Source organism: Streptacidiphilus jeojiensis (assembly GCF_042510965.1).
In the GTDB taxonomy this organism is placed as follows: domain Bacteria; phylum Actinomycetota; class Actinomycetes; order Streptomycetales; family Streptomycetaceae; genus Streptacidiphilus; species Streptacidiphilus jeojiensis.
Genome location: NZ_JBEUKS010000012.1, coordinates 178185 through 201767, shown reverse-complemented (window position 1 = coordinate 201767; position 23583 = coordinate 178185). Strand labels below are relative to the sequence as shown.

The 23583-nt window shown below is 70.6% G+C and carries 17 protein-coding genes; 5 read left to right on the top strand and 12 right to left on the bottom strand.

Going from position 1 to position 23583, the window contains the following annotated elements:
- The first annotated feature begins 35 nt into the window (after positions 1–35).
- The 3 genes from trhA (at position 36) to ABUW04_RS29750 (ending at position 3100) form a co-directional block, all read left to right on the top strand.
- On the top strand, positions 36–746 hold the full coding sequence (gene trhA / locus ABUW04_RS29760; protein WP_380567524.1) for a PAQR family membrane homeostasis protein TrhA: 711 nt from the start codon (positions 36–38) through the stop codon (positions 744–746).
- A gap of 102 nt (positions 747–848) precedes the next feature.
- Positions 849–2435: an MFS transporter gene (locus tag ABUW04_RS29755; protein ID WP_380567522.1), complete on the top strand. Its 1587-nt coding sequence runs from the start codon at positions 849–851 to the stop codon at positions 2433–2435.
- Entirely contained in the window at positions 2432–3100 is a 669-nt protein-coding gene (locus ABUW04_RS29750) for an acyl-CoA-like ligand-binding transcription factor (protein WP_380567521.1), read from the top strand. Before ABUW04_RS29755 ends, ABUW04_RS29750 begins: the two co-directional genes overlap by 4 nt.
- Before the next feature lie 22 nt (positions 3101–3122).
- Here the strand turns inward: ABUW04_RS29750 and ABUW04_RS29745 are convergent, their stop codons facing one another.
- The 7 genes from ABUW04_RS29745 to ABUW04_RS29715 all read right to left on the bottom strand — a co-directional run bounded on the left by ABUW04_RS29745 (position 3123) and on the right by ABUW04_RS29715 (position 14659).
- The gene (locus tag ABUW04_RS29745) at positions 3123–3971 is read right to left on the bottom strand and encodes a GNAT family N-acetyltransferase (protein ID WP_380567520.1); all 849 of its coding nucleotides are present in this window, start codon (positions 3969–3971) and stop codon (positions 3123–3125) included.
- A gap of 13 nt (positions 3972–3984) precedes the next feature.
- A complete protein-coding gene (locus ABUW04_RS29740; protein ID WP_380567519.1) occupies positions 3985–6012 on the bottom strand; it encodes a thioredoxin domain-containing protein in 2028 nt (675 codons plus the stop codon).
- A 193-nt stretch (positions 6013–6205) separates the two neighbouring features.
- Positions 6206–6907: a DUF998 domain-containing protein gene (locus tag ABUW04_RS29735; protein WP_380567517.1), complete on the bottom strand. Its 702-nt coding sequence runs from the start codon at positions 6905–6907 to the stop codon at positions 6206–6208.
- Between the two features lie 115 nt (positions 6908–7022).
- The gene (locus tag ABUW04_RS29730; protein ID WP_380567515.1) at positions 7023–8006 is read right to left on the bottom strand and encodes a hypothetical protein; all 984 of its coding nucleotides are present in this window, start codon (positions 8004–8006) and stop codon (positions 7023–7025) included.
- Positions 8007–8157: 151 nt separating this feature from the next.
- A complete protein-coding gene (locus ABUW04_RS29725) occupies positions 8158–12162 on the bottom strand; it encodes a carboxypeptidase regulatory-like domain-containing protein (protein ID WP_380567513.1) in 4005 nt (1334 codons plus the stop codon).
- Positions 12163–12710: 548 nt separating this feature from the next.
- On the bottom strand, positions 12711–13394 hold the full coding sequence (locus ABUW04_RS29720; RefSeq protein ID WP_380567512.1) for a response regulator transcription factor: 684 nt from the start codon (positions 13392–13394) through the stop codon (positions 12711–12713).
- Complete coding sequence (locus tag ABUW04_RS29715; protein WP_380567510.1) at positions 13391–14659, bottom strand: sensor histidine kinase; 1269 nt, start codon at positions 14657–14659, stop codon at positions 13391–13393. The genes ABUW04_RS29720 and ABUW04_RS29715 overlap by 4 nt, the downstream gene beginning before the upstream one ends.
- Positions 14660–14945: 286 nt before the next feature.
- On the opposite strand from ABUW04_RS29715, the gene ABUW04_RS29710 reads away from it, so the two are divergent.
- Positions 14946–17360, top strand: coding sequence for an MMPL family transporter (locus tag ABUW04_RS29710; protein WP_380567508.1), 2415 nt, complete (start codon positions 14946–14948; stop codon positions 17358–17360).
- Positions 17361–17548: 188 nt separating this feature from the next.
- The gene (locus tag ABUW04_RS29705; RefSeq protein WP_380567506.1) at positions 17549–19051 is read left to right on the top strand and encodes a streptophobe family protein; all 1503 of its coding nucleotides are present in this window, start codon (positions 17549–17551) and stop codon (positions 19049–19051) included.
- A 167-nt stretch (positions 19052–19218) separates the two neighbouring features.
- Here ABUW04_RS29705 and ABUW04_RS29700 read toward each other — a convergent pair whose 3' ends face one another.
- The 5 genes from ABUW04_RS29700 to ABUW04_RS29680 all read right to left on the bottom strand — a co-directional run bounded on the left by ABUW04_RS29700 (position 19219) and on the right by ABUW04_RS29680 (position 23517).
- Positions 19219–19905, bottom strand: coding sequence for a response regulator (locus tag ABUW04_RS29700; protein ID WP_380567503.1), 687 nt, complete (start codon positions 19903–19905; stop codon positions 19219–19221).
- Complete coding sequence (locus ABUW04_RS29695) at positions 19902–21230, bottom strand: sensor histidine kinase (RefSeq protein WP_380567501.1); 1329 nt, start codon at positions 21228–21230, stop codon at positions 19902–19904. The genes ABUW04_RS29700 and ABUW04_RS29695 overlap by 4 nt, the downstream gene beginning before the upstream one ends.
- A 110-nt stretch (positions 21231–21340) precedes the next feature.
- Positions 21341–22168 carry an ABC transporter permease gene (locus tag ABUW04_RS29690; protein WP_380567499.1) on the bottom strand — a complete coding sequence of 276 codons (828 nt, stop codon included), beginning with the start codon at positions 22166–22168 and terminating at the stop codon, positions 21341–21343.
- Complete coding sequence (locus tag ABUW04_RS29685) at positions 22165–23100, bottom strand: ABC transporter ATP-binding protein (protein ID WP_380567497.1); 936 nt, start codon at positions 23098–23100, stop codon at positions 22165–22167. The genes ABUW04_RS29690 and ABUW04_RS29685 overlap by 4 nt, the downstream gene beginning before the upstream one ends.
- Before the next feature lie 198 nt (positions 23101–23298).
- Positions 23299–23517, bottom strand: a complete 219-nt coding sequence (locus tag ABUW04_RS29680; RefSeq protein ID WP_380567495.1) for a hypothetical protein — start codon at positions 23515–23517, stop codon at positions 23299–23301.
- Positions 23518–23583 lie beyond the last annotated feature (66 nt).

The window sequence follows — 23583 nt, the reverse complement described above, 5'->3', positions numbered from 1 at the left end:
CAGGTAACCTACGGTTCCGTAGGTATGGTTGCCCCATGACCGACGCCACCAGCGCCACCAGTGACGCCGCAGCTCCCGCGCCCCTCGAGTCCCTCGAGACCCTCGAGACCCTCAAGCCGAAACTGCGCGGCTGGCTGCACGCCGGGATGTTCCCCGCCTCGATCGCCGCCGGGATCGTCCTCATCTGCCTGGCCGACTCCACCCAGGCGAGGATCGCCTGCGCGGTCTACTCGGCCTCGGCCTGGATGCTCTTCGGTATCAGCGGGCTCTACCACCGCTTCAACTGGGGCCCGCGCGGCGAGGCGGTGCTGCGCCGGCTCGACCACAGCAACATCTTCCTGATCATCGCCGGCAGCTACACCCCCTTCACCATCCTGCTGCTGAGCGGCGGCCGCCGGGAGCTGCTGCTCTGGCTGGTCTGGGCCGGCGCCCTGGCCGGGATCGCCTTCCGGGTCTTCTGGGTCGGCGCGCCGCGCTGGCTCTACACCCCCTGCTACATCGCCCTGGGCTGGGCGGCGGTGTTCTTCCTGCCGGACTTCCTACGCACCGGCGGGATCGCCGTGGTCGTGCTGCTGGTCGTCGGCGGACTGCTCTACAGCGCCGGCGGCGTCATCTACGGCCTGAAGCGGCCAAACCCGTCACCGCGCTGGTTCGGCTTCCACGAGGTGTTCCACCTCTGCACGCTGGCAGCCTTCATCGTCCAGTACGTCGGCGTCTCACTGGTGGCGTACTCGGCCGTGGCCTGAAACCGTCGCTCCCGCACAGCTTCATACAACCGCATATTGACTGCTCCAATCTTTTGAGAGTTACTGTCATAAGACAGTTTCACTCAACTGATGGAGCCTGCCATGTCCTCCTCGTCCGAGCCCCCCGCCGCACCAGCCAGCGCACCAGCCGCCGTCCCGCGCCGCTGGTGGGCACTGGGCGCCCTCTGCCTGGCCGTCCTGGTCATCGGCTTCGACAGCACCGTCCTCAACGTCGCCCTGCCCGACATCGCCGTCCAGCTGCACGCCGGCACCGGCCAGCTCCAGTGGATCGTCGACGCCTACCTGGTGGTCTTCGCCGCGGCGATGCTGCCGGCCGGACTGCTCGGCGACCGCTTCGGGCGGCGCAGGCTGCTCATCGCCGGCCTCACCCTCTTCCTCGCGGCCTCCCTGGTCGGCACCTTCGCCGACTCGCCCGCCACCCTGATCGCCGTCCGCGCCGGGATGGGCCTCGGCGGAGCACTGATCATGCCGCTGGCCATGTCGATCGTGCCGAACCTGTTCCCCTCGGACGAGCGCGGCCGCGCCGTCGCCGTGATGACCACCGGCACGGCCCTCGGCCTGCCGCTCGGGCCGATCATCGGCGGGCTGCTGCTCAACCACTTCTGGTGGGGCTCGATCTTCCTGATCAACGTGCCGCTGATCGCCGTCGGCATCCTCGCCCTGGTGCTGCTGGTCCCCGAGTCCCGCAACCCCGCCGTCCCCCGGGTGGACCCGGTCAGCGCCCTGCTCGGCACCGCCGGCCTGGCCGCCCTCACTTTCGGGTTCATCCAGGCCCCCAGCGACGGCTGGGGCTCCCCGCTGATCGTCGGCATGCTGGTCGCCTCGGTCCTGCTGCTCGGCGGCCTGGTCCTGCGCGAACGCTCCGAGGAGCACCCGATGCTGGACCTCACCCTGCTCGCCGACCGGGTGTTCCGCTGGAGCACCATCGCCACCGTGCTGGTCACCGCCGTGCTGATGGGCGCGCTGTTCGTGCTGCCGCAGTACCTGCAGTCGGTGCTCGGCTACGACGCGCTGGGCACCGGGGTCCGGCTGATGCCGCTGATGCTCGGCCTGATCGTGGCCGCCCGGCTGTCCGAGCGGCTGGTCGCCGCGGTCTCCGCCCGCTGGGTGATCAGCTCCGGGTTGCTGCTGGTCGCCGCCGCCATGTTCCTCGGCAGCCTGACCGGATCCACCGACGGCTACGGCTGGACCGCGATCTGGCTCACCGTGCTGGGCCTGGGCATGGGCCTCACCATGGTGCCCGCGATGGGCGCAGCCATGACGGCGCTGCCGGCCGACCGCTCCGGCGTCGGCTCCGGTCTGCTGCAGACCCTCCGCCAGTCCGCCGGCGCCATCGGCGTCGCCCTGCTCGGCGCGCTGCTCGCCGGGATCTACACCGGCCGGCTCGACACCTCCGGCCTCCCCGGCCCGCTGGCCCACACCGCGCGCGGCTCCGTCTCCGCCGCCCAGGCCGTCGCCGACCAGCTGCACTCCACCGCACTGGCCGCCTCCGCGCACAGCGCCTTCCTGCACGGGATGACCACCGTGCTGCTGGTCTGCGGCATCACCGCGGTGCTCTCCGCGGCGCTGATCGCCCTGCGGATGCCGGGTGCCGCCGGGCGCGCGGCCCGGCAGGAGGGTCGGGACATCGCCAACGGTGCGGCGGATCACGCACAATCAGTGGCATGACCCCCGCACCGCCGAACGCGACCGATCAGGACACGACCGATCAGGACGCACTCGAGGAACTCCTCGCCGCCCCGCTGGGGCTGCGGGAGCGCAAGAAGCTGAAGACCCGCCGTGCGATCCGCACGGCGGCCTTCCGCCTGTTCACCACCCAGGGCTACGACGCCACCACGGTGGATCAGATCGCGGCCGACGCCGAGGTCTCGCCCAGCACCTTCTTCCGGTACTTCCCCACCAAGGAAGACCTGATCGTCAGCGACGACTACGATCCGGTGATGGTGGCGGGACTGCGCGCCAGGCCGCTGGACGAGCCGCTGACGGAGTCCCTGCGGCAGGCGCTCGTGCCGGCCCTGCGCCAGATCACCGGGACCGAGGGCGGTGACATGCTGCTGCGGATGAAGCTGCTCAACGAGGTCCCGGCGATCCGCAGCCGCAGCGCCCTGGAGATGATCCGTTCCCGGGACCTGATCGTCGCCGTCCTCGCCGAGCGCACCGGCCGCCCGGACGACGACCTCGGGCTGCGCGCCCTGGTCTCGGCCATACTCGCCGCCTGCAGCGAGGCGGTCGCGTACTGGGCCGACCGGGACGGCCAGGGGGACGTGGCCGACCTGTGCGAACTGGCGCTGAACGCGGTGGCCGAGGGCTTCAGCGGCGCAGCCTGGAGCTGAGCCTCCGTCAGTCGTGCCTCCGTCAGTCGTGCAGGTCCAGCACGGTGACGTCCTCGACCGGACGGTAGCCGAGGCGCTGGTACAGGGCGTTGCTGGTGGGGTTGGCCAGGTCGGTGTAGAGCAGCACCTCCGCGGCGCCCGCCGCCCTCAGCGCGCGGCTCGCCGCGACCGTGGCCATCCCGGCGTAGCCGCGTCCGCGCAGCTCCGACGGGGTGTAGACGGGGGCGACCCGGCCCTGACCGGCGATCACCCGGGAGAAGCCGGCCATGCTCACCGGCGCCCCGTCCAGCACCCAGAGCACCAGGTTCCCCGCCGCGACCCGGCGCTGCGCCTGGGTGGGGATGTTCCCGCTGCCCTCACCGATCGACTCGGAGAACTCCTCGAACCAGCGCACCACCAGCGGGACGTCGGCGGCGTCGGCCAGCCGTGCGGAGCCGGGCGACTCCGGCTGAGGCGGCGTCAACTCACCGAGACGGAAAAGTCGCTGGTCCCGGAACACGGTCCAGCCGCCGCCGGTGGCGGCCCACTCCTCGCCGACCGTCCGGACCAGTCCGACACCGCCCGACACCCCGGGGGCGGTCGCGCCGCTGCTGCGCCACTTCCGCACCAGCGCCCGCGCCGCCTCGTCGGGCATCGGCCCCAGCGTCGGCCGGAACGGCGGTGTGTGGACGTACGCCCCCTGCACCGTGCTGTCCTGGCCCCGCCACCACCCGAACCGGGCCGGCAGGTCGCCGCCGTAGGCGTGCGGCCCGCGCGACCGAACCGTGTCGGCGACGGTCAGCAGCACGGTGTTGCGCACCGGATCCGCCGCCAGGTACGCGGCCGCGGCGCTGTGGAAGGCATCGACGTCGTGCGTTATCTCCCAAGCCATGCGGTCGATCTTCTTACAGCTTCTCCGCCAGCGCCACGGGATTGGTGACCGGGGCGTCGCAGCTGAAACGGCGACAGACGTACGCCGTGGGCAGCCCGTCCCGGAGCGGACGGTCGGCCAGCAGCGGCACCGTCGTCGCCCCAGGCTCGCCCACCGCGAGCACCGCGCCCGGCGCGGTGGCGAGCAGCGCAGTGCGGCGCAGGGCCGCCGTCCCGGGGTCGTCGGCCGGGCCCACCACGGCGATCTCACGCGGGCCGTCGACCAGTGCCTCGGCCACGGCCAGGCCCCAGCCGATGAAGCGCGGGGCGCGCGGCCCCAGCGCGCTGACCACGCCGAGCGCCCGTTCGGCCGCGGTGCGGTGCCGTTCGGACCCGGTGAGGGCGGCGTAGCCGAGCAGCGCTCCGGCCGCGGCGGTCCAGCCGGAGGGTACGGCGTTGTCGGTCGGGTCCTGCGGGCGGCGGATCAGCCGTTCGGCGTCGGACGCCGTGTCGTACAGCGCTCCTGACTCCTCGTCGGTGAACCTGGCCAGCACGGTGTCCAGCAGCACTCCGGCCAGGGTCAGCCAACTGTCGTCCCCGGTCACCGAGTAGAGCGCGAGGAAGCCCTCCGCGGTGTCGGCGTAGTCCTCCAGCACTCCGGCGTTGGCGCCGGGGCGGCCGTCGCGCGAGGTGCGCAGCAGCCGTCCCTCCGGCTCCGGCGTGAGGTGGACGGCGACCAGCAGGTCGGCGGCGGCGAGGGCGGCCTCCAGGTACTCGGGGCGTTCCAGCAGGGCGCCGGTCTCGGCGAGGGCGGCGATCGCCAGTCCGTTCCAGGCGGCGACCACCTTGTCGTCGCGGGCCGGACGCGGGCGCCCGGCGCGGGCGGCGAGCAGCCGGGACCGCACCGAGGCGAACCACTCGGCGTCGTCGGGGTCCTCCGGGAGCTGGAGCACCGACGCCCCGCCCTCGAAGGTCCCGGCGGCGGTGACGGCGAACAGCGCGGCGGCCCGCGCCCCGTCCTGCGGGCCGAGCGCCTCGTCTAGCTGGGCCGGCGTCCAGGCGTAGAAAGCGCCCTCGTGGTTGTGCCCGTCCGGTCCCGCACTGTCGGCGTCCAGGGCGGAGGCGAACCCGCCCTCGGGGGTGCGGAGTTCGGCGAGCAGGAAGTCGGCGGTGGACAGCGCGACCCGGCGCGCGAGCTCGGATCCGTCGGCCCGCCACAGGTGCAGGTACACCCTCAGCAGCAGGGCGTTGTCGTAGAGCATCTTCTCGAAGTGCGGCACCACCCACTCGGCGTCCACCGCGTAGCGGGCGAACCCGCCGCCGAGCTGGTCGTGGATCCCGCCGCGGGCCATCGCCGCGCAGCTGCCCTCCACCATCCGCAGCGCCTCGGCGGAGCCGGTCGCCGCGTGGTGCCGCAGCAGGAACTCCAATGCCATCGACGGCGGGAACTTGGGCGCGCCACCGAAGCCGCCGCGCTTGTCGTCGTACTCCCGTCCGAGCGCGACGGCGGCCTGGTGCAGCTCCGCCTCGGTCGGCGGCCGCTGCGCGGCGGCGCCGTACACATCGCCCCGCCCGGCCAGGTCGGCGACGATCCGCGCCGACACCTCGGCCACCTCGTCGCGCCGCTCCAGCCACGCCGCCGAGACGCCCTCCAGCACCTGCCGGAACGAGGGCATCCCGTGCCGGGGCTGCGGCGGGAAGTACGTCCCGAAATAGAACGGCTCGCCCCCCGGCGTCAGGAACACCGTCATCGGCCACCCACCCTGCCCGGTCGCCGCCTGCACCGCCTCCATGTACACGGCGTCGACATCGGGCCGCTCCTCCCGGTCCACCTTCACCGGCACGAAGCGCTCATTGAGGTACCCGGCCAACCCGGCGTCCTCAAAACTCTCATGGGCCATCACATGGCACCAATGGCATGACGAATAACCGATTGACAACAGGACGGGTACATCCCGTCTGACCGCCTCCGCCATCGCCTCCTTGCCCCAGGGCCACCAATCCACCGGATTGGCCGCATGCTGAAGCAGATAGGGCGAGGTCTCAGAGCTGAGCCTGTTCATGGAGCGGCCAACCTCCCACGGGTGAAGACCGTCCCCTGGTCAGTACGGTGGGCGCATGAACACACCTGTTGCATCGGTATCGAGCGCCACTCTTCCTCAGCCACCCCAAGCTGTCAAGATGACATCTTTCCTTGTCATATAGACAGAGACTTGAGGCTCACCCTGGGCCTACCCGCGTCTAATCCCGACCTCGTCAGGCAGCTTTGACCGCCAGGCAGACGCCGACGGTGAGCAGCCAGAGATTCGTACTGACCAGGAATGCTCGTTCAAAGAGTCCGAAGATGCTCCGCAAGCGTGGGAGCAGGGTCACGACGAGGAGGACGAGCGAGACCAGACAGACCCACTGGAGCACGTCGAGGAGGACGTGCGCGGACTGCCAGGGCGAGAGTCGAGTCAGGTCCGAGGTCATGCCGGAGATCGCAGCGTAGGTGAAGCCGAAGGCCGCGATGGCGAAGAGGTAGTGCAGGCGGCCGGTGGGGGTGAGTTTCTCGCCTTCGAGGTCGGTGGGGAAGAGGATCATGCCGACACGCATGGCGGGCACGAGGTAGAGGAAGACGAGGCTGCTCGTGGCGAGCGGCGGAGCGCCGGGTTCCCAGGTGAGGCCGAGGGCGAGTGCGAGGACGGCGAGGGAGGACAGCAGCAGGGCCTTGCCGAACAGGGGCTTGGAATCGCCTACGGCGTAGTCGCTGACGGCATGCCGGACGGGGCTGTATCCGGTGGGCAGACGGTGCAGCGCGACGAATAGTCCCAGGTAGCCAACGAGGCCGGCGATGCTGATCAGGGCAAGCGTGAGTACGCCTGGTTGCATGTCGTATCCGCTCCCTCGCGTCCACGCTGCCGTCTGTTCGGTCGATTCGGTGATCAGAACCGATGACATAGAGTCACTGACTTCCACCTGATTGTCATGATAGGTACCTCGCGCAGGGGCCGCAGTCGCGGACGCCCGTATGGCCTAGCGGGGGTAGGTGTGCTGGTCCGCCCTGACTCCGGCTGAGCGTCCAGTGGGGGGATCACAGCCAGCCTCGGCGGCAGGCTTGCATGGCCAGCTGGAACCTGGTGGGGGCGTGGAGCTGCTGCTGCAGCCGGTGCAGGCGGCGCTGCATCGTGCGGTGGCTGATTCCCAGGGCGCGGCTGATGCTGTCGTCGGGCAGGCCGGAGGCGAGCATGGCCAGCAGCCTGCGGTCGTCGTCTCCCGGTCGGCCGTCGGCGCCGTAGCCGGTGTCGAAGGTGCCGGTCAGGTTCAGCGGGATCGCGCGGGCCCAGACGGACTCGAACAGTTCGGCCAGGGCGTCGAGCAGTCCGCATTTGCGGATGAAGAGCATGCCGGCCCTCTTGGTCATGTCGCTCTCCAGGGGTGCGAGGGCGAAGGTGCGGTCGGAGATCGCGAGCTTCAATGGGGCACGGTCAATCACTCGGGCCTCTTCGCCGGAGCTGATCATTTCTTCGACGACCTCCAGGTAGCCAGGTATTTCCAGGCTCCTGCTGTCGTAGATGGACCGGCATCTGACGCCCTGGGCGAGCAGTTGGAGCTCGTGGGGGTTCGGCACTGAGGTGTTGGCGTGGTGCGGTGGTGCGTCGATGCCGAAGAACTCCGTGCGCGTGCTGCTCACCATGACCTCTGCTCTGCTGGCGATGGCCTCGGAGCCGTGCAGGATCTCGACCAGTTCATGGGAGGAGTCCCTGGCCGAGCTGAGCCGGTAGCGGTTCTGCAGGTCGACGATCGCTCGCCTGGCCCGGTGCAGTTCTGTCTCGCGTGCGTGGGCGAGATGTTCGAGTGTGATCTCAGGTGGGGAGGCTGTGACCTGTCGGGGAATCCCGGGGAGGCGGGTCACCAGCCCCTTCGCCACCAGCGTCGCGAGGGTACCGTCTTCGCCGTCGGTGGGCCCGAGACCGGTGGGCCGCTCGATGAACTCCTCCTCCGCGGTGGGGCCCCGGTCCAGGAGCCAGGAGTATGCGGCCTCCTCTGCCGTGCTCAGTCCCAGAGCTTCGAGCATGATCCAACTTCCATGTGCCAGCGGAGAAAGCAGCGACGGCTTGTTCATGCGTCCCCTCGCCCGGGTTCCCGGTCCAGAGTGCTGTGCTGCCGGTGGCCGGGGCGCTGGAGTGCGCCTCGGCCACCGGTTCATGCGGTGGTGGGCTTGCTCGTCAGCACGCCACGTTCGGCTTCAAGGCGAGGTTCTTGACGAGGGTCTGCTGTTGCCGGACGGTGAGGCTGGCAGCCTGCGGCTGCCAGCCGTCTCGCGAGGCGATGACGGTCAGCGGGTTCTTGCTGGCGGGGAGCCAGAGAGCGTACGTCCCGTTGGCGTCCGTCTTGAGGGTGTAGCTGGTCGTTCCGGAGGTGATCTGGACGGTGGCTCCTGTCAGGGGCGTGGTTCCGGCGCAGGCGAGTCCGGTGATGGTGCCGGTGATCTTGCCCCAGGTCTTGGGCGGGGTGGCGTTCATCGTCACCTTGACTCGCTGGCCGGCGTAGGGCGTGTCGTCGGTGACGAGCAGCTGCGCCGTGTAGGCGCCCGGTTGGGACACCGACTTGCCGGCTGCGTTCAGCTTGAGGGTGACCGTGACGGACGCGCCTGGGTTGACGGTGAAGCCGTCCTTGCTCTGCGTCAGCCACGAGACCTGGGAGGTCCCGCAGTCGGCATAGCCGGGGAGTTGCTGTGCGGTGTTCACCGGGGCCATGCCGCCCAGGGAGCCGCCGATCCGGTAGAAGCCGCACGCGCCGCCGCCGCGGTAGACGGTGGTGTTCGCGTTCGGCAGGGCCGTCCATTCGCCCAGGGCGGCGTCGTAGGCGTAGCCCTGGTTGGTGACGGTCGAGAATCCGTTGGTCACACCGCCGGACAGCAGCAGTTTGCCGTCGGCCGCGGTGTAGTTCATCGCCCACAGGTCCATGGGCAGCGGGGCGATGGCCGACCAGCTGTCGGTGGCGGGCTTGTAGACGTAGGCGTCCGGGGTGTCCGCGGTGGTGTTCGAGCCGCCTGCGCAGTAGATCTGGCCGCTGATGGGGCCGCATCCCTCCCAGGCGATGGACTCGGGGTAGCTGGCCGCGCTGCCCCACTTGTTCGACAGCGGGTCGTAGACCTGCACGTCGGTGTGGCCGCAGTTGTCTGGGTCGCAGCCGCCGAAGACATACAGCTTGGCGCCCACCACCGCGGCCGCCGCGCCGGCGTAGGGCTTGGGGTTGTTCGCGCCGGTGGACCAGGTGTTGGTGGACGGGTCGTAGATGTCGACCTGGGGGACGGTGATGGTGTGGATGTCCCAGCCGCCGACCACGCTCCAGCCGCCGACGACGTACAGCTTCCCGTTGATGAACGCGGTCTGGGCGGCCTCCCTGGTGTGCGGCATCGGCGGGAGGGTCTTCCATGCCTTGGTGGCCGGGTTGTACAGGTAGGCGGTGTCGGTGATGAACATGCCGTCGTAGCCGCCGACGGAGTACACCAGCCCGGTGGCCGGGTCGGTGGCCACCGCGTTGTCCATGATGGTGGTGGGGTAGTTGCCGACCGGGACCCACGGCGCGTTGTAGGGCTGCGCCGCGGATGCTGACGCGGCGGGGGTCTTCTTGAGGCGGGATGCGGGCAGCGGGCTGAACGTCCCGTTGATGCGTTGGACCGGCGCGCCCTCCACGTCGGGCTTGGCACCGAGGACGGTGACGGAGCCGGGCGCCTGGTAGAGCTTGACGTGGACCGGGGTTTTGCCGGTGTCGGTGAGCTTGATCGTCTTGGTGGTGGTGCCGCCCATGGCGACCGTGGCGGTGACCGGTCCGGAGACGGTCAGGCGTCCGGCCTGCATCGTGAGGCTGACCGAGGTCGCCTTGTCCGCGGCCAGGGTGCCGGTCGCCTTGCCGGTGACGTAGTTCGTCTTCGCGGCGGTGAATTTCTGGCTGCCGGTGGCCGGGAGGAACAGGGAGAACGATCCGGCCGCGGGTCCGGCTCCGGTGGTCGTGCTCTGTCCGGCGGCCGTCACGGTGGCGCCGTTGACGCCGGCCCCGGTGTTGCCGTCGTGCACGGTTCCCTCGGCCAGGCCGCCCGCCGTCGGGGTGCACGTCCGGTTGCCCAGGAACACGTTGTCGAGCTCCCAGTACACGCCATTGATGCTGTAGTAGTGGAACCTGACCTGCACCTGGCTCTTGCCTGCGGCCGTTGGCAGCGGGATCACCACCTGGTTCGGGCCCGGGGCGCCTGCGTCGCCGGTCTTGGACCACACGCTGGTCCAGGTGGCGCCGCCGTCCACGCTGAGGTCGGCTGACTGCTGGTCGTAGAAGCCGCCGAGCAGGTTGGAGTCGAACTGCAGGTAGGGCGAGGAGTCCTTGCTCAGGTCGGTCACCGGTGTGGTCAACTCGGTGTCCTCATTGCCGGCGGGGCCGTAGTTGAGGCTGGTGGCGATCGCGAAGTTTCCTGATCCGCCGGTGTTGTTCTGGTTCTTCTCCGGGTTGTCGAACTCCCAGCCATAGGTGGTGCCGGCCGCGTTGGCCACCGACCAGCCGGACGGCGTCGAGGTGGAGTCGAAGGTCTGCGTGGCCCCGTCGTAGGACAACTGGTAGCCCGCGGCGCTGCACGTGTACGCGTCCACCGGCACGCTGATGTCCCTTGCCACGCCGGCAGTACCGACCGTCACGTCCGTGGTCGTCTGCTGGTAGCCGGTGTAGGCCGGATCCACGACGATCTTGTAGGCGGCGTTGTCCGGGAGGGTCAGGGTGTAGCGGCCGGTCGCCGGGTCGGTGTAGGTGGAGGCCGGGGTGCCCTGGACGCTCACCTTGGCTGACAGCGGCCAGCCGTGCCCGGATCCGTCGGTGACCTTGCCGGTCAGCGTGGTGCTCTTGACGGCGCTGACCGTGATGTTCCGAGTGGTGGCCGCGCCGTTCTTGACCACCACGCCGCCGACGGTCGAGGTGGCGTACCCGAAGTCCTTGACCGTCAGGCTGTAGCTGCCCGCTGGCAGGGTGAGGGTGTACTTTCCGGCGGCGTCGGTGACCGCGGACTGCTGCCCCGCGTCGACCACCGCGCCAGTGATCGGTTTGCCTGTGGCCGCGTTGGTGACCGTCCCGGTGACGCTGCCGTGCGGCCCGGTGGTGAGCGCGGCGACGCCGTTGGGGGTGCCCAGGCCGGTCGGACCGTCGTAGCCGGCGCCCGCGGTGCACAGGTAGGCCGGGGTGCAGGTGCCGTTGGTGCCACCGGTGACGTCGAACAGGGCCTTGGTGTTCGCGTACGGGTAGGAGGCGGGGTAGGTGCCGGCGACGGGGGTTCCCGCCAGCGCGTAGGCTCCCGCGACGATCGGGGCGGAGACGCTGGTTCCGCCCACGACGGCCCAGCCGCTGGTGTAGAAGCTGTCGTAGATCGCCACGCCGGTGTTCGGGTCTGCGACGGCCGACACGTCCGCCACGGTCCTGCCGGGACAGCCGGTGTCCTTCTGCCAAGAGGGCTTGGTCACGTATTCAGAGCATCCGCTGCCGCTGCCTGACCAGGCTGATTCGTGCCAGCCCCGGGCGGCCGAGGTGTCGGGGGTCAGCGAGGTGCCGCCGACCGCGGTCACGTACTGCGAGGCGGCCGGGTATTCGACGCCGTAGGCGTTGTCGCCGCTGCTCACGGTGAGCGCGATGCCCGGGTGGTTGTAGTAGCTGTTCTCCGCGGTGACCTCCGCGGGGTCCTCGTTGCCTCCGTAGCTGTTGGACACGTACTTGGCGCCCAGTGCCACGGCCTCGTCGACGGCGGCGCCCAGGCTCGGCAGCCAGCTGTCGTTCGCCTCGACCAGCAGGATGTGGCAGTTCGGGCAGGTGGCCGAGACCATGTCCAGGTCCAGGGAGATCTCCATCGCCCAACCGGAGTTCGGGGCCGGGTAGTGCTTGCTGCCGTCCTGCGCGACCTTGGTGAAGCAGCCGCTGTCCGTCGTGCAGGGAGGCAGGCCGTACTGGGACCGGTAGGTGGCCAGGTCCGCGGCGGCGTTCGGGTCGTCGTAGGCGTCCACGACCGCGACCGTCTGCCCGGTGCCGGCCGTCGATGACGAGGGCAGCTTGTAGGCGCTGACCAGATCGGCCGGGCCGTAGCCGGCGACGCTGTCCGTGGCGGCCGACGGGCCGATGTGTCCCTTGACGTCGGTGCGGACCTCGGCGAAGCAGCGTGCGAATCCGGTCTTCGGCGCGGTGTCGCACGCGTTGCGCACAGGGTGCTGGGTGATGCCTTGGTCGGCAGTGGTCTGCGCCGGGGTCTGGCCTTGGGCTGCCGAGTACGGGGAACCAGCCGCGGGGGTGGCTGCGGCGGGAGTTGCGGATGACAGCGGCACTATGAGCGCTGCCAGTGCGGCAGCGGCTGTGGCCACTGCGCGCAGGGTTCTTCTTGCACGCACGTGTGGAACCTCCGTGGGGGGACGCGGTACACGTCGTGCACCGGTACCGGAGGACGGTAGGGACGGCTGACTTTTCGGGGCAACGGCTGTGACTGGCGCTTATTGGCCATGTCGTCAGGGCGTCACCGACCGGGCGGTTTTCCGGCATGCCAGAAAGAGCGACGGGCTCAATTCCTGTGGGAATTCCCGAACAGGGTGTGTTGGTGACGCTGTGGAGGAATGGAACTGCGAATTGCGCACCAGCCTGCCCGCCACCGATGCCGCGCGCGTCCACCTCCGGTCGCCACCCGCATACCGCGCCCGCGGTATGCCGGACTCTGCGGCGTACCGCGGGCGGTGCACGTCCGCCAGGTGCGGCACGCACCTCACTGCGTGAGGTGCGTGGGCCGAACCAGTCCGGTCTCGTAGGCGATGACCACGAGTTGGGCGCGGTCGTGGGCCTGGAGCTTGGCCATGGCCCGGTTCACGTGCGTCTTGGCGGTCTGCGGACTGACGTCGAGTCGGGTGGCGATGTCGTCGTTGGACAGGCCCGCGGCGACCAGGACCAGGATCTGGCGCTCGCGTTCGGTGAGCGTCGCCAGACGCTCCAAGGCCGGGTGCGGGGTCTGTTGCAGCTCCTGTCGGGGCAGCAGCCGGGTGATGAGCGATCTGAGCGCGACCGGTGTCAGCAGCGCGTCGCCCAGGGCGACGGTGTGGATGCCGTCGATGAGTTCGCGGTGTCCTACGCTCTTGCCCAGGAAGCCGCTCGCTCCGCTGCGCAGGGCCTGGTAGACGTAATCGTCGGTCTCGAAGGTGGTCAGGACCAGGACGTGGACGTCGGCCAGGTCCGGGTCCCCGGTGATCATGCGGGTGGCGGCGATCCCGTCCAGTTCGGGCATGCGGATGTCCATCAGGACCACATCCGGCCTGCTCTGCCGGGTGAGCCGGACGGCCTCGTGGCCGTTGGCGGCCTCGGCGACGACATCCATGCCCGCAGTGGCGTCGATGAGGACTTTGAAACCGGCCCGCAGTAGGGCCTGGTCGTCGGCCAGCAGCACGCGGATGCTCATGAGCGGCCCCCGGCCGACGCGAACTGCTCGGCCGGGTCGGGCGCCGGGGAGAGCGGGAGCGTGGCGCTGACGCGGAACCCGCCTGCGTCGCGGGGGCCGGCGTCGAGGCTGCCGCCGATGATCTGCGTGCGTTCACGCATGCCGCGCAGGCCGTGGCCACGTCCCTCGTCACTCTGGTCGCTCAGCGGCCCGAGCCGCTGGCCCTCGTTGTCGACGACGATGCGCAGCCGTCCGGGCTCGTAGGTCAGGCCGATGGTGGTGCGGACGGACCCGGCGTGCTTGCACACGTTGGTCAGCGCCTCCTGGACGATTCGGTAGGCCGTCACGTCCGCAGCCGATGCCAGCGGTCCCGGCCGGCCCTCGCGGCGGCACTCCACCGGCAGGCCGGATGCCTGAAAGGTCTCCACAAGCTCGTCGAGGGCGTCGAGACCGACCGTGGGCTCGGTGGGCCGGATGCCGTCGGTGGGCTCCCGGAGCAGGCCGACGGTGTCCTTGAGCTCCTCAAGCGCGGTCTTGGCCGCGTAGCGGATGTGCGCGAGGGAGGCGCGGACCTGGGCGGGCTGCTCGTCCAGGACGTAGTCGGCCGCTCCGGCGTGCACGTGGATCAGGGCCAGTTGGTGGCCGACCTGGTCGTGCAGGTCGCGGGAGATCCGCAGCCGCTCCTCGATGAGTAGGCGGCGTGACTCCAGGTCCCGCTCGTGTTCGGCGCGGTGGGCCCGCTCCTGGGCCGCGGCCAGCACGGCCCGACGGCTACGCGTGGCGTCCCCTGCGGCGAGGGCCAGCAGCGTCAGCGCGGTCACCGCCAGGATGATCGGGTCGTACCAGACACCGGGACGCAGCAGCCCGACCGAGCCCACTAGGACGGCCACCGCCGGCAGCCCGTAGAGCAGGGCGCTGCGGCGGTCGAAGGTGGCCGCGAGGTGGTAGAGGGCGATCATGGGGGCGATCAGCAGGGTGGGCGGAGAGCCGCGTCCCGCCAGGTAGACGGCCGCGCCAGCGGTGGTCACGGCGACCACAGTCAGCGGTCGGCGCCGCCGCCAGGGCAGCGCGACGCAGGTGACCAGGATGACGGCCAGCAGCCACCCGGTCAGGTGCGTCGCCTGACGGGTCGGGCCGAGGGCTTCGGCTCCACCGGTGGCCTTCGCGGCGAGGGCACTGACCAGGAGCAGGCAGGCGACTCCCGCCGCCCCGGCGATGTCCCGGCTTCGCTGCCGGGCGCAGCCAGCGGCGGGGGGAGCAAGTGGCCTGCGGGTGGAACCGTCCATGGCACCCACGCTAAACGGCCGGCGAGCCCCGGGCCTCATGCCGTGGTACCGGTCACGGCACCACGGTGGGGGTAGCGCGTGACAGGACCCGATACCGCGGTCGCGGTACGGGCAAACCGACCTGAGCGGGACGCGGGCCCCGTCAGCGCCCGGGCAGGGTTGAGCACAGCCTGCACGCCTGCGCTCCGCCTCCTTGGTCCGTCCGGTTGCGCGGGCGTGCAGGCGTACCGCCGCGACCGCAGCGGCGACGCCCCGCCCTGGGGGATTCACGACGAGGAGAAACACCTTGCATTCCGTCTTCCGCGCGATCGGCCGGTTCTCGGTCCGGTTCCGATGGCCGCTGGTGGCCCTGTGGGTCGGCGCGGCCATCGCGGTGGTCCACCTGCTGCCGTCGCTGTCCAGCGTCACCCAGAACGACAACACCAGCTTCCTGCCCGCCAACGCCCCCAGCCAGCACGCCGCCACACTCGCCTCGAACCTCCAGCCCAGCAACCTGACCTCGATCACCGTGATCGTGGCCCGCGACGGCCAGCTGACCGCAGCGGACGAGAGCGCCATCGCCGGCCTCCAGCAGAAGCTGGGTAAGGAGCCGTCGGTCCACCAGGTCAAGGACACCGGCAGGTCCGCGGACGGTAAGGCCGAACAGCTCCAGGTGCTGGCCAACCTCTCCGCCACCGGGGGGCAGAAGCAGCAGGAGGAGACCACGATCGTCGCAGACCTGCGGTCCGCGGTGTCGGCGACCTCCCTGCCCAGCGGCCTGCAGGCGCACCTGGCTGGCCCCGTGGCCACCGACGTGGACAACAGCAAGCAGTCCGGCAACAGCAGCAGCCAGACCCAGGGCCTGTCCCTGCTGCTGATCATCGTCGTACTCGCCTTCGTGTTCCGGGCCGTTCTGGCCCCGCTGGTCACCCTGCTGCCCGCGCTGCTGGTCGTGCTGATGTCCGGCCCGCTGATCGCGGAAGCGGCGGTACACGGCCTGAGCATCTCCTCGCTCGCCTCGGTGCTGCTGGTGGTCCTGGTCCTGGGAGCCGGCACCGACTACGGGCTCTTCCTGGTCTTCCGAGTCCGCGAGGAGCTGCGCGCCGGCACCGCGCCCAAGGAGGCCGTGGTCTCGGCGGTGGAGAAGGTCGGCGAGTCCATCACCTTCTCCGCGGGCACGGTGATCGCCGCCCTGCTGTCACTGCTGGCAGCCAGCTTCGGGGTCTACTCCAACCTCGGCATCCCGCTCGCCATCGGCATCGGCCTGATGCTGCTCGCCGGGCTGACCCTGCTGCCCGCGCTACTGGCGATCCTGGGCCGGGCGGTGTTCTGGCCCAGCCGGATCCGGCCCGGCATCCCCAAGACAGGCCTGTGGGGCCGGATCTCGGGGAGCATCGTGCAGCGCCCGGTGGCGACCCTCTGCATCGGCCTCGCCTTCTTCGGCGCCCTCGCGGCCGCCTCCACCGGCTACACCCCCGCAGGCTTCAGCGGCGGCACCAGCGCGCCCGCCGGCACCGACTCCGCCCAAGGCCAGGCTCTGCTCACCGAGCACTTCCCACGGACCACGGCCAACCCGACCATGCTGGTCTTCCAACTGCCGCAATCCGCCTGGGCGGACACCACCGCGCTCGCCGACGCCCAGCAGCAGCTGCAGTCGGCCTCGCAGTTCAAGAACGTCACCGGACCGCTCTCCCCCAACGGCGTCAACCTGACCGCCGCCGACTACACCGACATGCACACCGCGCTCGGCCCCGCGGACAAACTCTCCCCCACACCCCCGCTCCCAACCCGCTCGGCAGCGGCGAACCCGGCCGGCGGCAACAGCTCACCCGCCCACACGAAGGCCGGAGCGGGAACGAAGGCCGCAGGCGGCACGGGCACGGGGGCCGCGCTGATCGACGGCAAGTTCACCGTGGCCCAGTACCAGGCGTACCGCTCCACCGCCCAGTACGTCAGCCCTGACGGCACGACCGTCCAGTTCCGCGTGGAACTGACCGCCGGCTCCCCGGACACCTCGGCAGCCATGAACGCCGTCCCCGACCTCCGCGCGAAGACCACCGCCGTCGCCCAGAAGATCGGTGCCACCGACAGCGGTGTCCTCGGACAGGCGGCCGGCCTCTACGACGTCAGCGACACCTCCAGCAACGACCTGGGAAGCGTCATCCCGATCGCCATCGCCGTCATCGGCCTGCTGCTGATCCTGGTCATGCGCAGCCTCGTGGCCCCGCTCTACCTGATCGCGTCGGTCGCACTGTCCTACTTCTCCTCGCTGGGCCTGGCGGTGCTGCTGTTCATCAAGCTCGACCACTCCGGCGGCCTGGTCTTCATCCTCCCCTTCCTGATGTTCGTCTTCCTGCTCGCCCTCGGCGAGGACTACAACATCCTGGTGATGACCCGCATCCGCGAGGAGGCCCACCACCTCCCGCTGCGCGAGGCCGTACGCAAGGCCCTGAACGCCACCGGCACCACCGTCACCTCCGCCGGACTGGTCCTGGCCGGCACGTTCGCGGTCCTGGCCATCAACGGCGCCAACAACGGCAACAACCAGCTGCGCGACGTCGGCACCGGGCTGGCGCTCGGCATCCTCATGGACACCTTCCTGGTCCGCACCCTGCTGGTGCCCTCCGCCGTGCTGCTGCTGGGCCGATGGAACTGGTGGCCCTCCAAGCTGGTCCACCGCCAGGCGACACCAGCCCCCGAGGCCGAGCCCGCGCACAGCTGACCACCGACGCGCACCTACGACGTCGCGTCCGGCAAGGAGCCCCCTGCTTCTCTGCCGGACGCGACCTCGGCAGCCGGCCCAACCGCCTCAGCCAAGAGGCCCGCGGCGGGGCCCGGCAACGCACCGGGCCCCGCCGCCCTCACGACCGTTGAAAGCCGCCCAGTACCCCTCGAAGCGGAGTGCCCTCCATGTCCCCCGCCGCATCCCGTCCTCACCCTGCAGGCACTCCAGCCTCCCGACCCCGCCCCCGGTCCCAGGCGCGCCGCACACCCCCACGCCGCAGGCCGGCCCCGGCCCTGTTGTGGCGCAGCGCCCTGGAGGGCGCGGCCGCGTCCTTGTGCGCGGTCACCGCCATGTTGTTCCTCTCCGCCCTCGCCCTGTCCCTGGTCAACGCGGGATCTGTGGGCTCGACCCGGTCCCTTGCCCTGGCCGTGACCGCCATGGCCGTCGGAGGCGCCGTTAGCGCTCACTCCACCGCGTCGAGCACAGCTTCACAGGCCACCGGGATGGGGGGCATGTTCGGCGGGGGGATGAGCCCGACGGTGAGCGGAGCCGTCGACCTGATGCCGCTGGGAGTGACGCTGCTCGGCACACTCGTGCTCTGGTTCGTGTTCTCCCGGCGGCTACCTCAGCTCAGCGAAAATGAGCTGGCGGTGCGCATCGCAGGGACAGTGACCGCGGCGAGCATCAGCCTCACCATCGTCGCCGGCCTCGCTTCGGGCACGCTCAAGCTCCCCAAGTCGGCGATGAGCGGACTGGGCGCCGGTGGTTCCGCAACAGGAACTACCGGTGGCGGAAGCCCCCTCAGCGGCCTCCTCGGCAGCGGAGCGAACGGCCTCGCCGTGGGCTACCACGTGGACCCGGTATCGGCCATGTTCGGCAGCGTCCTGTGGTTGACAGTCGTTCTCACCGTGGGATGTCTGATCAGCCGCCGCGTCAGGCTGCAACTGGGCGGTCTACTGGACCGGCTCCGACCCCACTGGGCGCCTGGGCTTTCCGCTCTGCTGCGCACCCTTCTCATCCTGGGAGCCGCTCCGTTGCTCGTCTTCACCCTCGTCGGAATCGTGGCCGGCGGCCGGGTGCAGACCGCGGCTGGAGCCGCTCTGCTGCTCGCTCCGAACGCCGTGATCGTGCTCCTGACGCTCGGCCTCGGCTCCCCGTGGACAGCCAGCACGCACCCCGCCAGCCCCCAGGGCGGCAACCCGATGGCTGGCATGATGGGCGGCACGGGAGGCAGCCCGTTCGCAGGGCAGCACGACCGCACCCTGCACCTGGACTCCCTGACCACAGCCGGATGGCCGCTGTGGCTGGCCGCCCTCGCGGTTGCCCTCGTTGCACTCCTGGGCTGCGCCGCGGTCGCGGCTCGCACCGGCTCGACGACCCGCCCGCGCAAGCCCCGCCAGGATCTCCTCGCCGGTCCCCTCGGGCTGCCGATCAAGTTCAGTGTGACCACCGCTGCCGTTCTGGGAGCGGTAGCGTGGATGGCCGCCGGCCAGGTCCATCTCAGCCTTGGCCTGTTCGGCATGCAGATGGGCGGCATACGGGCCGGGGTGAGCGACAACGTCCTGTGGACGATCACAGCGGCGTTGCTGATGGGCGCACTGGCCGGATGGGCCGGGCCGGTCCTGCAAACGAAATTCCTCCCCAAGGGCCGCATCCGGTCGGCGAGAGAACCTGGTGTCGGCGCGTGATCTGGCCGGACTCCAGGCCCACTTGACCTCGACGCGCACAATCTGCGACTCGGCGTCGGCGAACACCACCCCGGGCGGACCAGGGTGTAGCGACACAGGGGATGCGCGGGGGCGCTGTTGGGCATCACCTGGCCACTAGGGGGAAAGCCCGAGTTGCTCGGCGTGGGTCAGTTGTGCGGCGGGACGTCCGGTCGGACCAGCCCGGTCTCGTAGGCGATGATCACGGCGTGGACGCGGTCCCGGGCCCCGATCTTCCCGAGGATCCGGCTGACATGCGTCTTGATGGTCGACTCCGAGAGGACCAGGCGTTCGGCGATCTCGCTGTTGGTCTGCCCCTGGGCCAGAGCTTCCAGGACTTCGTGCTCGCGTTTGGTCAGGACCTCCAGCCGTGGGTCCGCCAGCGTTTCATCGTCCGTTTCGCTGCCGGGCGGGGGCTGTTGGACGAAGGCGGCCAGCAGGCGCCGGGTCAAAGCCGGCGCGGCGACAGAGTCCCCAGCGGCTACGGCGCGGATCCCGGCCAGGAGATCCTGCGGTAGGGCGTCCTTGAGCAGGAATCCGCTCGCCCCAGCGCGTAGGGCGTTGTAGGCGTAGGCGTCCCCGTCGAAGGTCGTCAGGACCAGCACCTTCGAGCGGCTGCCCGAGGCCACGATGAGCCGGGTGGCCTCGATGCCGTCCATGCCGGGCATCCGGATGTCCATCAGCACCACATCGGGGCGCAGCTCGGCTGTCTGCCGAACGGCTTCGGCTCCGTGGGACGCCTCCCCAACGACGCTGGTGTCGGGGTTGTTCTCCAACAGCATGCGAAAGCCCAGCCGTTGCAGCGGCTGGTCGTCGACGATGAGCACGGTAGTCACGGCTGGTCTTCCTCCCGGGTGGGCGGTGTGGTCAGGGGCACGACGGCGTGGACGAGCCAGCCTCCTTCGCGGGTCGGCCCGGCGGACGCGGTGCCGCCGGCGAGCACGGCCCGCTCATGGATGCCCACCAGGCCCTGTTCCGCGTGCCCGGATCGCGGAGCGGCTGACGCTTCCTCGGGGCGGCCGCTGTCTTGAACGCGCACATCGACAACCCCTCCGAGGACGCGCAGCACTACCTGGATGCCGGTCGTCGGCCCGGCGTGCTTGAGGCTGTTCGTCAGGGCCTCCTGGACGATGCGGTAGACCGTCAGCTGGACTCCGGGGGCGAGCGTGGTGAGGTCGCCGACCGTGCGGTGGGTGATCTGCGGCCCGGCCGCCCCGATGCGCTCCAGTAGCGGGGCCAGGTCCGCCAGGCCGGGCTGGGGCGCGAGTTCGAAGCCGGGGGCGGGGCCGTCTGCGGAATCGTCGGGGTGCTCGTTCAGGGCGCTGAGGGTGCGGCGCAGTTCGCTGAGCGCCTGACGACCGGTGCTGGCGATGACCGGGAGGACCTCGGCTCCGCGCGCGGGGTCGTTGGCGGCGGCAAAGGCCGCCCCGTCGGCGAGGCCGATCATCACAGCGAGGTTGTGTCCGATGATGTCGTGCATCTCCCGGGAGACGCGGGAGCGTTCGGCGAGGGTCGCCAGCTGGACCCTCTGTTCTCGCTCCACCTCCAGCCGGGCGGCACGGTCGGCAAGAGCGTCCAGCTGGGCCTGCCGCACTCGAACCACCAAGCCCAGCGCGACCGCCGCGACGCCGGTGGCGTACAGGAAGAACAGGCTGTAGTAGACGTGCTCCCTGAACGGGACAACCCGGAACGCGGGCACGGACAGCGCCGCCGCAAGGAACGGGATGGACCATGGCAGCCACCGCAGCCGCGCGTAACGGGAGGCCGAGTACATCGCGATCAGCACGGCCACGACGCTTCGCTGGGGTTGGTTGATCCACCACTGCACGGTGCTGGAGACCATGACTACTGCGAGAACCGGCAGCGCGGCCCGCCGCCGCCATACGAGCGGCACCGCCTGGCCGAGGACACTCCCCACCAGCAGCACAGTCTCCGCGGGCCCGACGGTCTGGCCGCCGCGGTCAAGGACGATGACCCCGGCCAGGCCGGCCGCCAGTGCCACCAGAGCCAGGGCGGCGTCCAGGGGCAGCGCGTGGCTCCGGCTGCCCAGGTGCACCCGTCGAGCGGTGCGCACCAGCCGACGAGCCAGTGGACTCTGCCACATCTGCTCGAACTCGGGCGGAAACAGCTCCTCGGGCCCGACGCTGCTGCCATGCCTCACGTTCCTGGCACCTGTTCTTTCGAGGGCGGGCCGTTCCTGCGCAAAGGCCCCCGCGGCCACTGTAGGGCGGCCGCAGGGGTCCAGGGTTGCAACAGCACAGCGGATCCGGCCTACGTGTCGGAGCGCTTGAGCCGCCACGCCGCCCCGGCCAGCGCCAGCACGACCCAGCCGGCGAAGACCGCGAGTCCGGCGCCGGGGCTGAGGGTGTTGCTCGCCTGGTGCAGCGCGAAGACCGAGCTTCCCGCGTTGCCCGGGAGATAGGGGCTGATGTCGTCGCCCAGGCCGGAGGGCAGCAGGCCGGTCAGGACCGGCAGTAGCATCAGCGTGGCGACCAGCAGCCCGATGCCGCCGGCGACCGAACGCACCAGGGTGCCCAGAGCGACGGCGAAGACGCCGACCAGGCCCAGGTACAGCCCGGCACCCAGCAGGCTGCGCAACACGCCGTCGGAGGACAGGCTCAGCGAGATCGCGTCGCCGCTCAAGGAGTGTGCGCCGGCCAGGAAGGCGGCGAGCGCGCCGACGGTGGCCACCACTGCCGCGACGGCTCCGTAGCAGGCGGCCTTGGACCACAGCACGGGCAGTCGGCTCGGCACCGCCGCCAGGGTGGAGCGGATCATGCCGGTCGAGTACTCGCCGGCCGCGATCAGCACCCCGAGCACGCCGATGGCCAACTGCGCGAAGTCGATGCCGCTCAGTGCGAGCGCGACCGCGTCTTTGGCGTCGGCTCCGGGCCCGCGGACGGTGCCCCCGGTCGGCGAGTAGTTCGCAGCCGCAAGCGTCCCGGCCAGCAGCAGCAGAACCAACGCCACGCCCAGGGTGATCCAGGTGGACCGAAGGGACCACATCTTGGCCCACTCCGCGCGCAGCACGCGCAGGCCGGTCACCTTGCAGGACGAGCTGTCCAGGGAGACTGCGGGACGAACGGTCAGGGTGCTCATGCGGCGCTCCTCAGGGACGCAGGGGCGGTGGTGCCGTGGTACTCCACGGAGTCTTCGGTCATCGACATGAACGCCTCCTCCAAGGACACCGACTGCCGGGTAAGTTCGTAGATCGGGATCCCGTACGCGAAGGCCGTGGTCCCGATGTGGTGTGTCGTCAGACCGGAGACGGTCAGCTCCCGGGAGCCGGGGGCGCCGGTGACCTCCACGTCGGGGCCGGCCAGCAGCTCGCGCAGCCGGGCCGGGTCCTCGCACACGACCTTGACACGGTCGCCGCCGGCGTCCCGCACGAACTGCTCGACCGTGGTGTCGGCCAGCAGCCTGCCTCGCCCGACCACGATCAGGTTCGTCGCGGTCTGCGCCATCTCGCTCATCAGATGGGAGGAGATGAAGACGGTGCGGCCCTCAGCGGCGAGGCCGGTGAGCAGGTTGCGCACCCACAGCACGCCCTCGGGGTCCAGCCCGTTGACGGGCTCGTCCAGCATGATCGTCTGCGGGTCGCCCAGCAGCGCCGCGGCGATCCCCAGGCGCTGGCCCATGCCCAGCGAGAATGCCCCGGCGCGCTTCTTGGCGACCTTGGTCAGACCGGTGATCTCGATGACCTCGTCAACCCGGCGGCGCGGGATGCCGTGGGTCAGGGCCAGGGCGTTGAGGTGGTTGTAGGCGGAGCGGCCCGGGTGGATGGACCTGGCCTCCAGCAGGGCGCCCACCTCCAGCAGCGGCGCACGGTGCTCCGCGTAGCGGCGGCCGTTGACCGTGACCGATCCACTGGTCGGGGCGTCCAAACCGATGATCATGCGCATCGTGGTGGACTTCCCCGCCCCGTTGGGCCCCAGGAAACCCGTCACCACACCGGGCTTCACCGTGAAGTCGAGGCCGTCGACGGCCGTCTTGGCGCCGTAGCGCTTGACCAGCTGCTGAATTTCGATCATGGGATGCGTCCTCGGGTTCCGGTGCGGCACACCTCAGGGGGAGAGTGCTGGCGACGGCTCTACCGCCGGCCACATCCCCACCGTAGGTTCGCGCCGACCCCGCACCCCCAGCACCGCAGGCTGAACTTCCAGCTGGGAGCGGTACCGCGGTATCGGTTCAGGTAGTCCGCGGGAGGACCCCGCCTGCGGCGAAGACCGCTACCGCGCAGCGCGCCGAACGTAGCCGAGGACGGCGTCACCGAGCCGCACTCGCATCTGATCCAGCAGGTCAGCCGCCTCCACAGCAACCTGGGCGGACGGGCTGCCAGCAACCATCTGGCGGCTGAAGGACTCCAACAAGGTCGAGTGCACCCAGCCGAGCTGCCCCGCGACCGGTCCGGGCAGATGGCCCGCCCAGACCGGGTCGTCCGCCGCCACGCCCGGCGTCACCTCCCGCTAGGCACGCAGCATCTCCTCCAGATCAGCGACGGACTCCTGAGGGCG

Coding starts and splice junctions, on each gene's coding strand:
- trhA (WP_380567524.1), top strand. CDS start 36: ATGACCGACGCCACCAGCGCCACCAGTGACGCCGCAGCTCCCGCGCCC.
- ABUW04_RS29755 (WP_380567522.1), top strand. CDS start 849: ATGTCCTCCTCGTCCGAGCCCCCCGCCGCACCAGCCAGCGCACCAGCC.
- ABUW04_RS29750 (WP_380567521.1), top strand. CDS start 2,432: ATGACCCCCGCACCGCCGAACGCGACCGATCAGGACACGACCGATCAG.
- ABUW04_RS29745 (WP_380567520.1), bottom strand. CDS start 3,971: ATGGCTTGGGAGATAACGCACGACGTCGATGCCTTCCACAGCGCCGCG.
- ABUW04_RS29740 (WP_380567519.1), bottom strand. CDS start 6,012: ATGAACAGGCTCAGCTCTGAGACCTCGCCCTATCTGCTTCAGCATGCG.
- ABUW04_RS29730 (WP_380567515.1), bottom strand. CDS start 8,006: ATGCTCGAAGCTCTGGGACTGAGCACGGCAGAGGAGGCCGCATACTCC.
- ABUW04_RS29720 (WP_380567512.1), bottom strand. CDS start 13,394: ATGAGCATCCGCGTGCTGCTGGCCGACGACCAGGCCCTACTGCGGGCC.
- ABUW04_RS29715 (WP_380567510.1), bottom strand. CDS start 14,659: ATGGACGGTTCCACCCGCAGGCCACTTGCTCCCCCCGCCGCTGGCTGC.
- ABUW04_RS29705 (WP_380567506.1), top strand. CDS start 17,549: ATGTCCCCCGCCGCATCCCGTCCTCACCCTGCAGGCACTCCAGCCTCC.
- ABUW04_RS29690 (WP_380567499.1), bottom strand. CDS start 22,168: ATGAGCACCCTGACCGTTCGTCCCGCAGTCTCCCTGGACAGCTCGTCC.
- ABUW04_RS29685 (WP_380567497.1), bottom strand. CDS start 23,100: ATGATCGAAATTCAGCAGCTGGTCAAGCGCTACGGCGCCAAGACGGCC.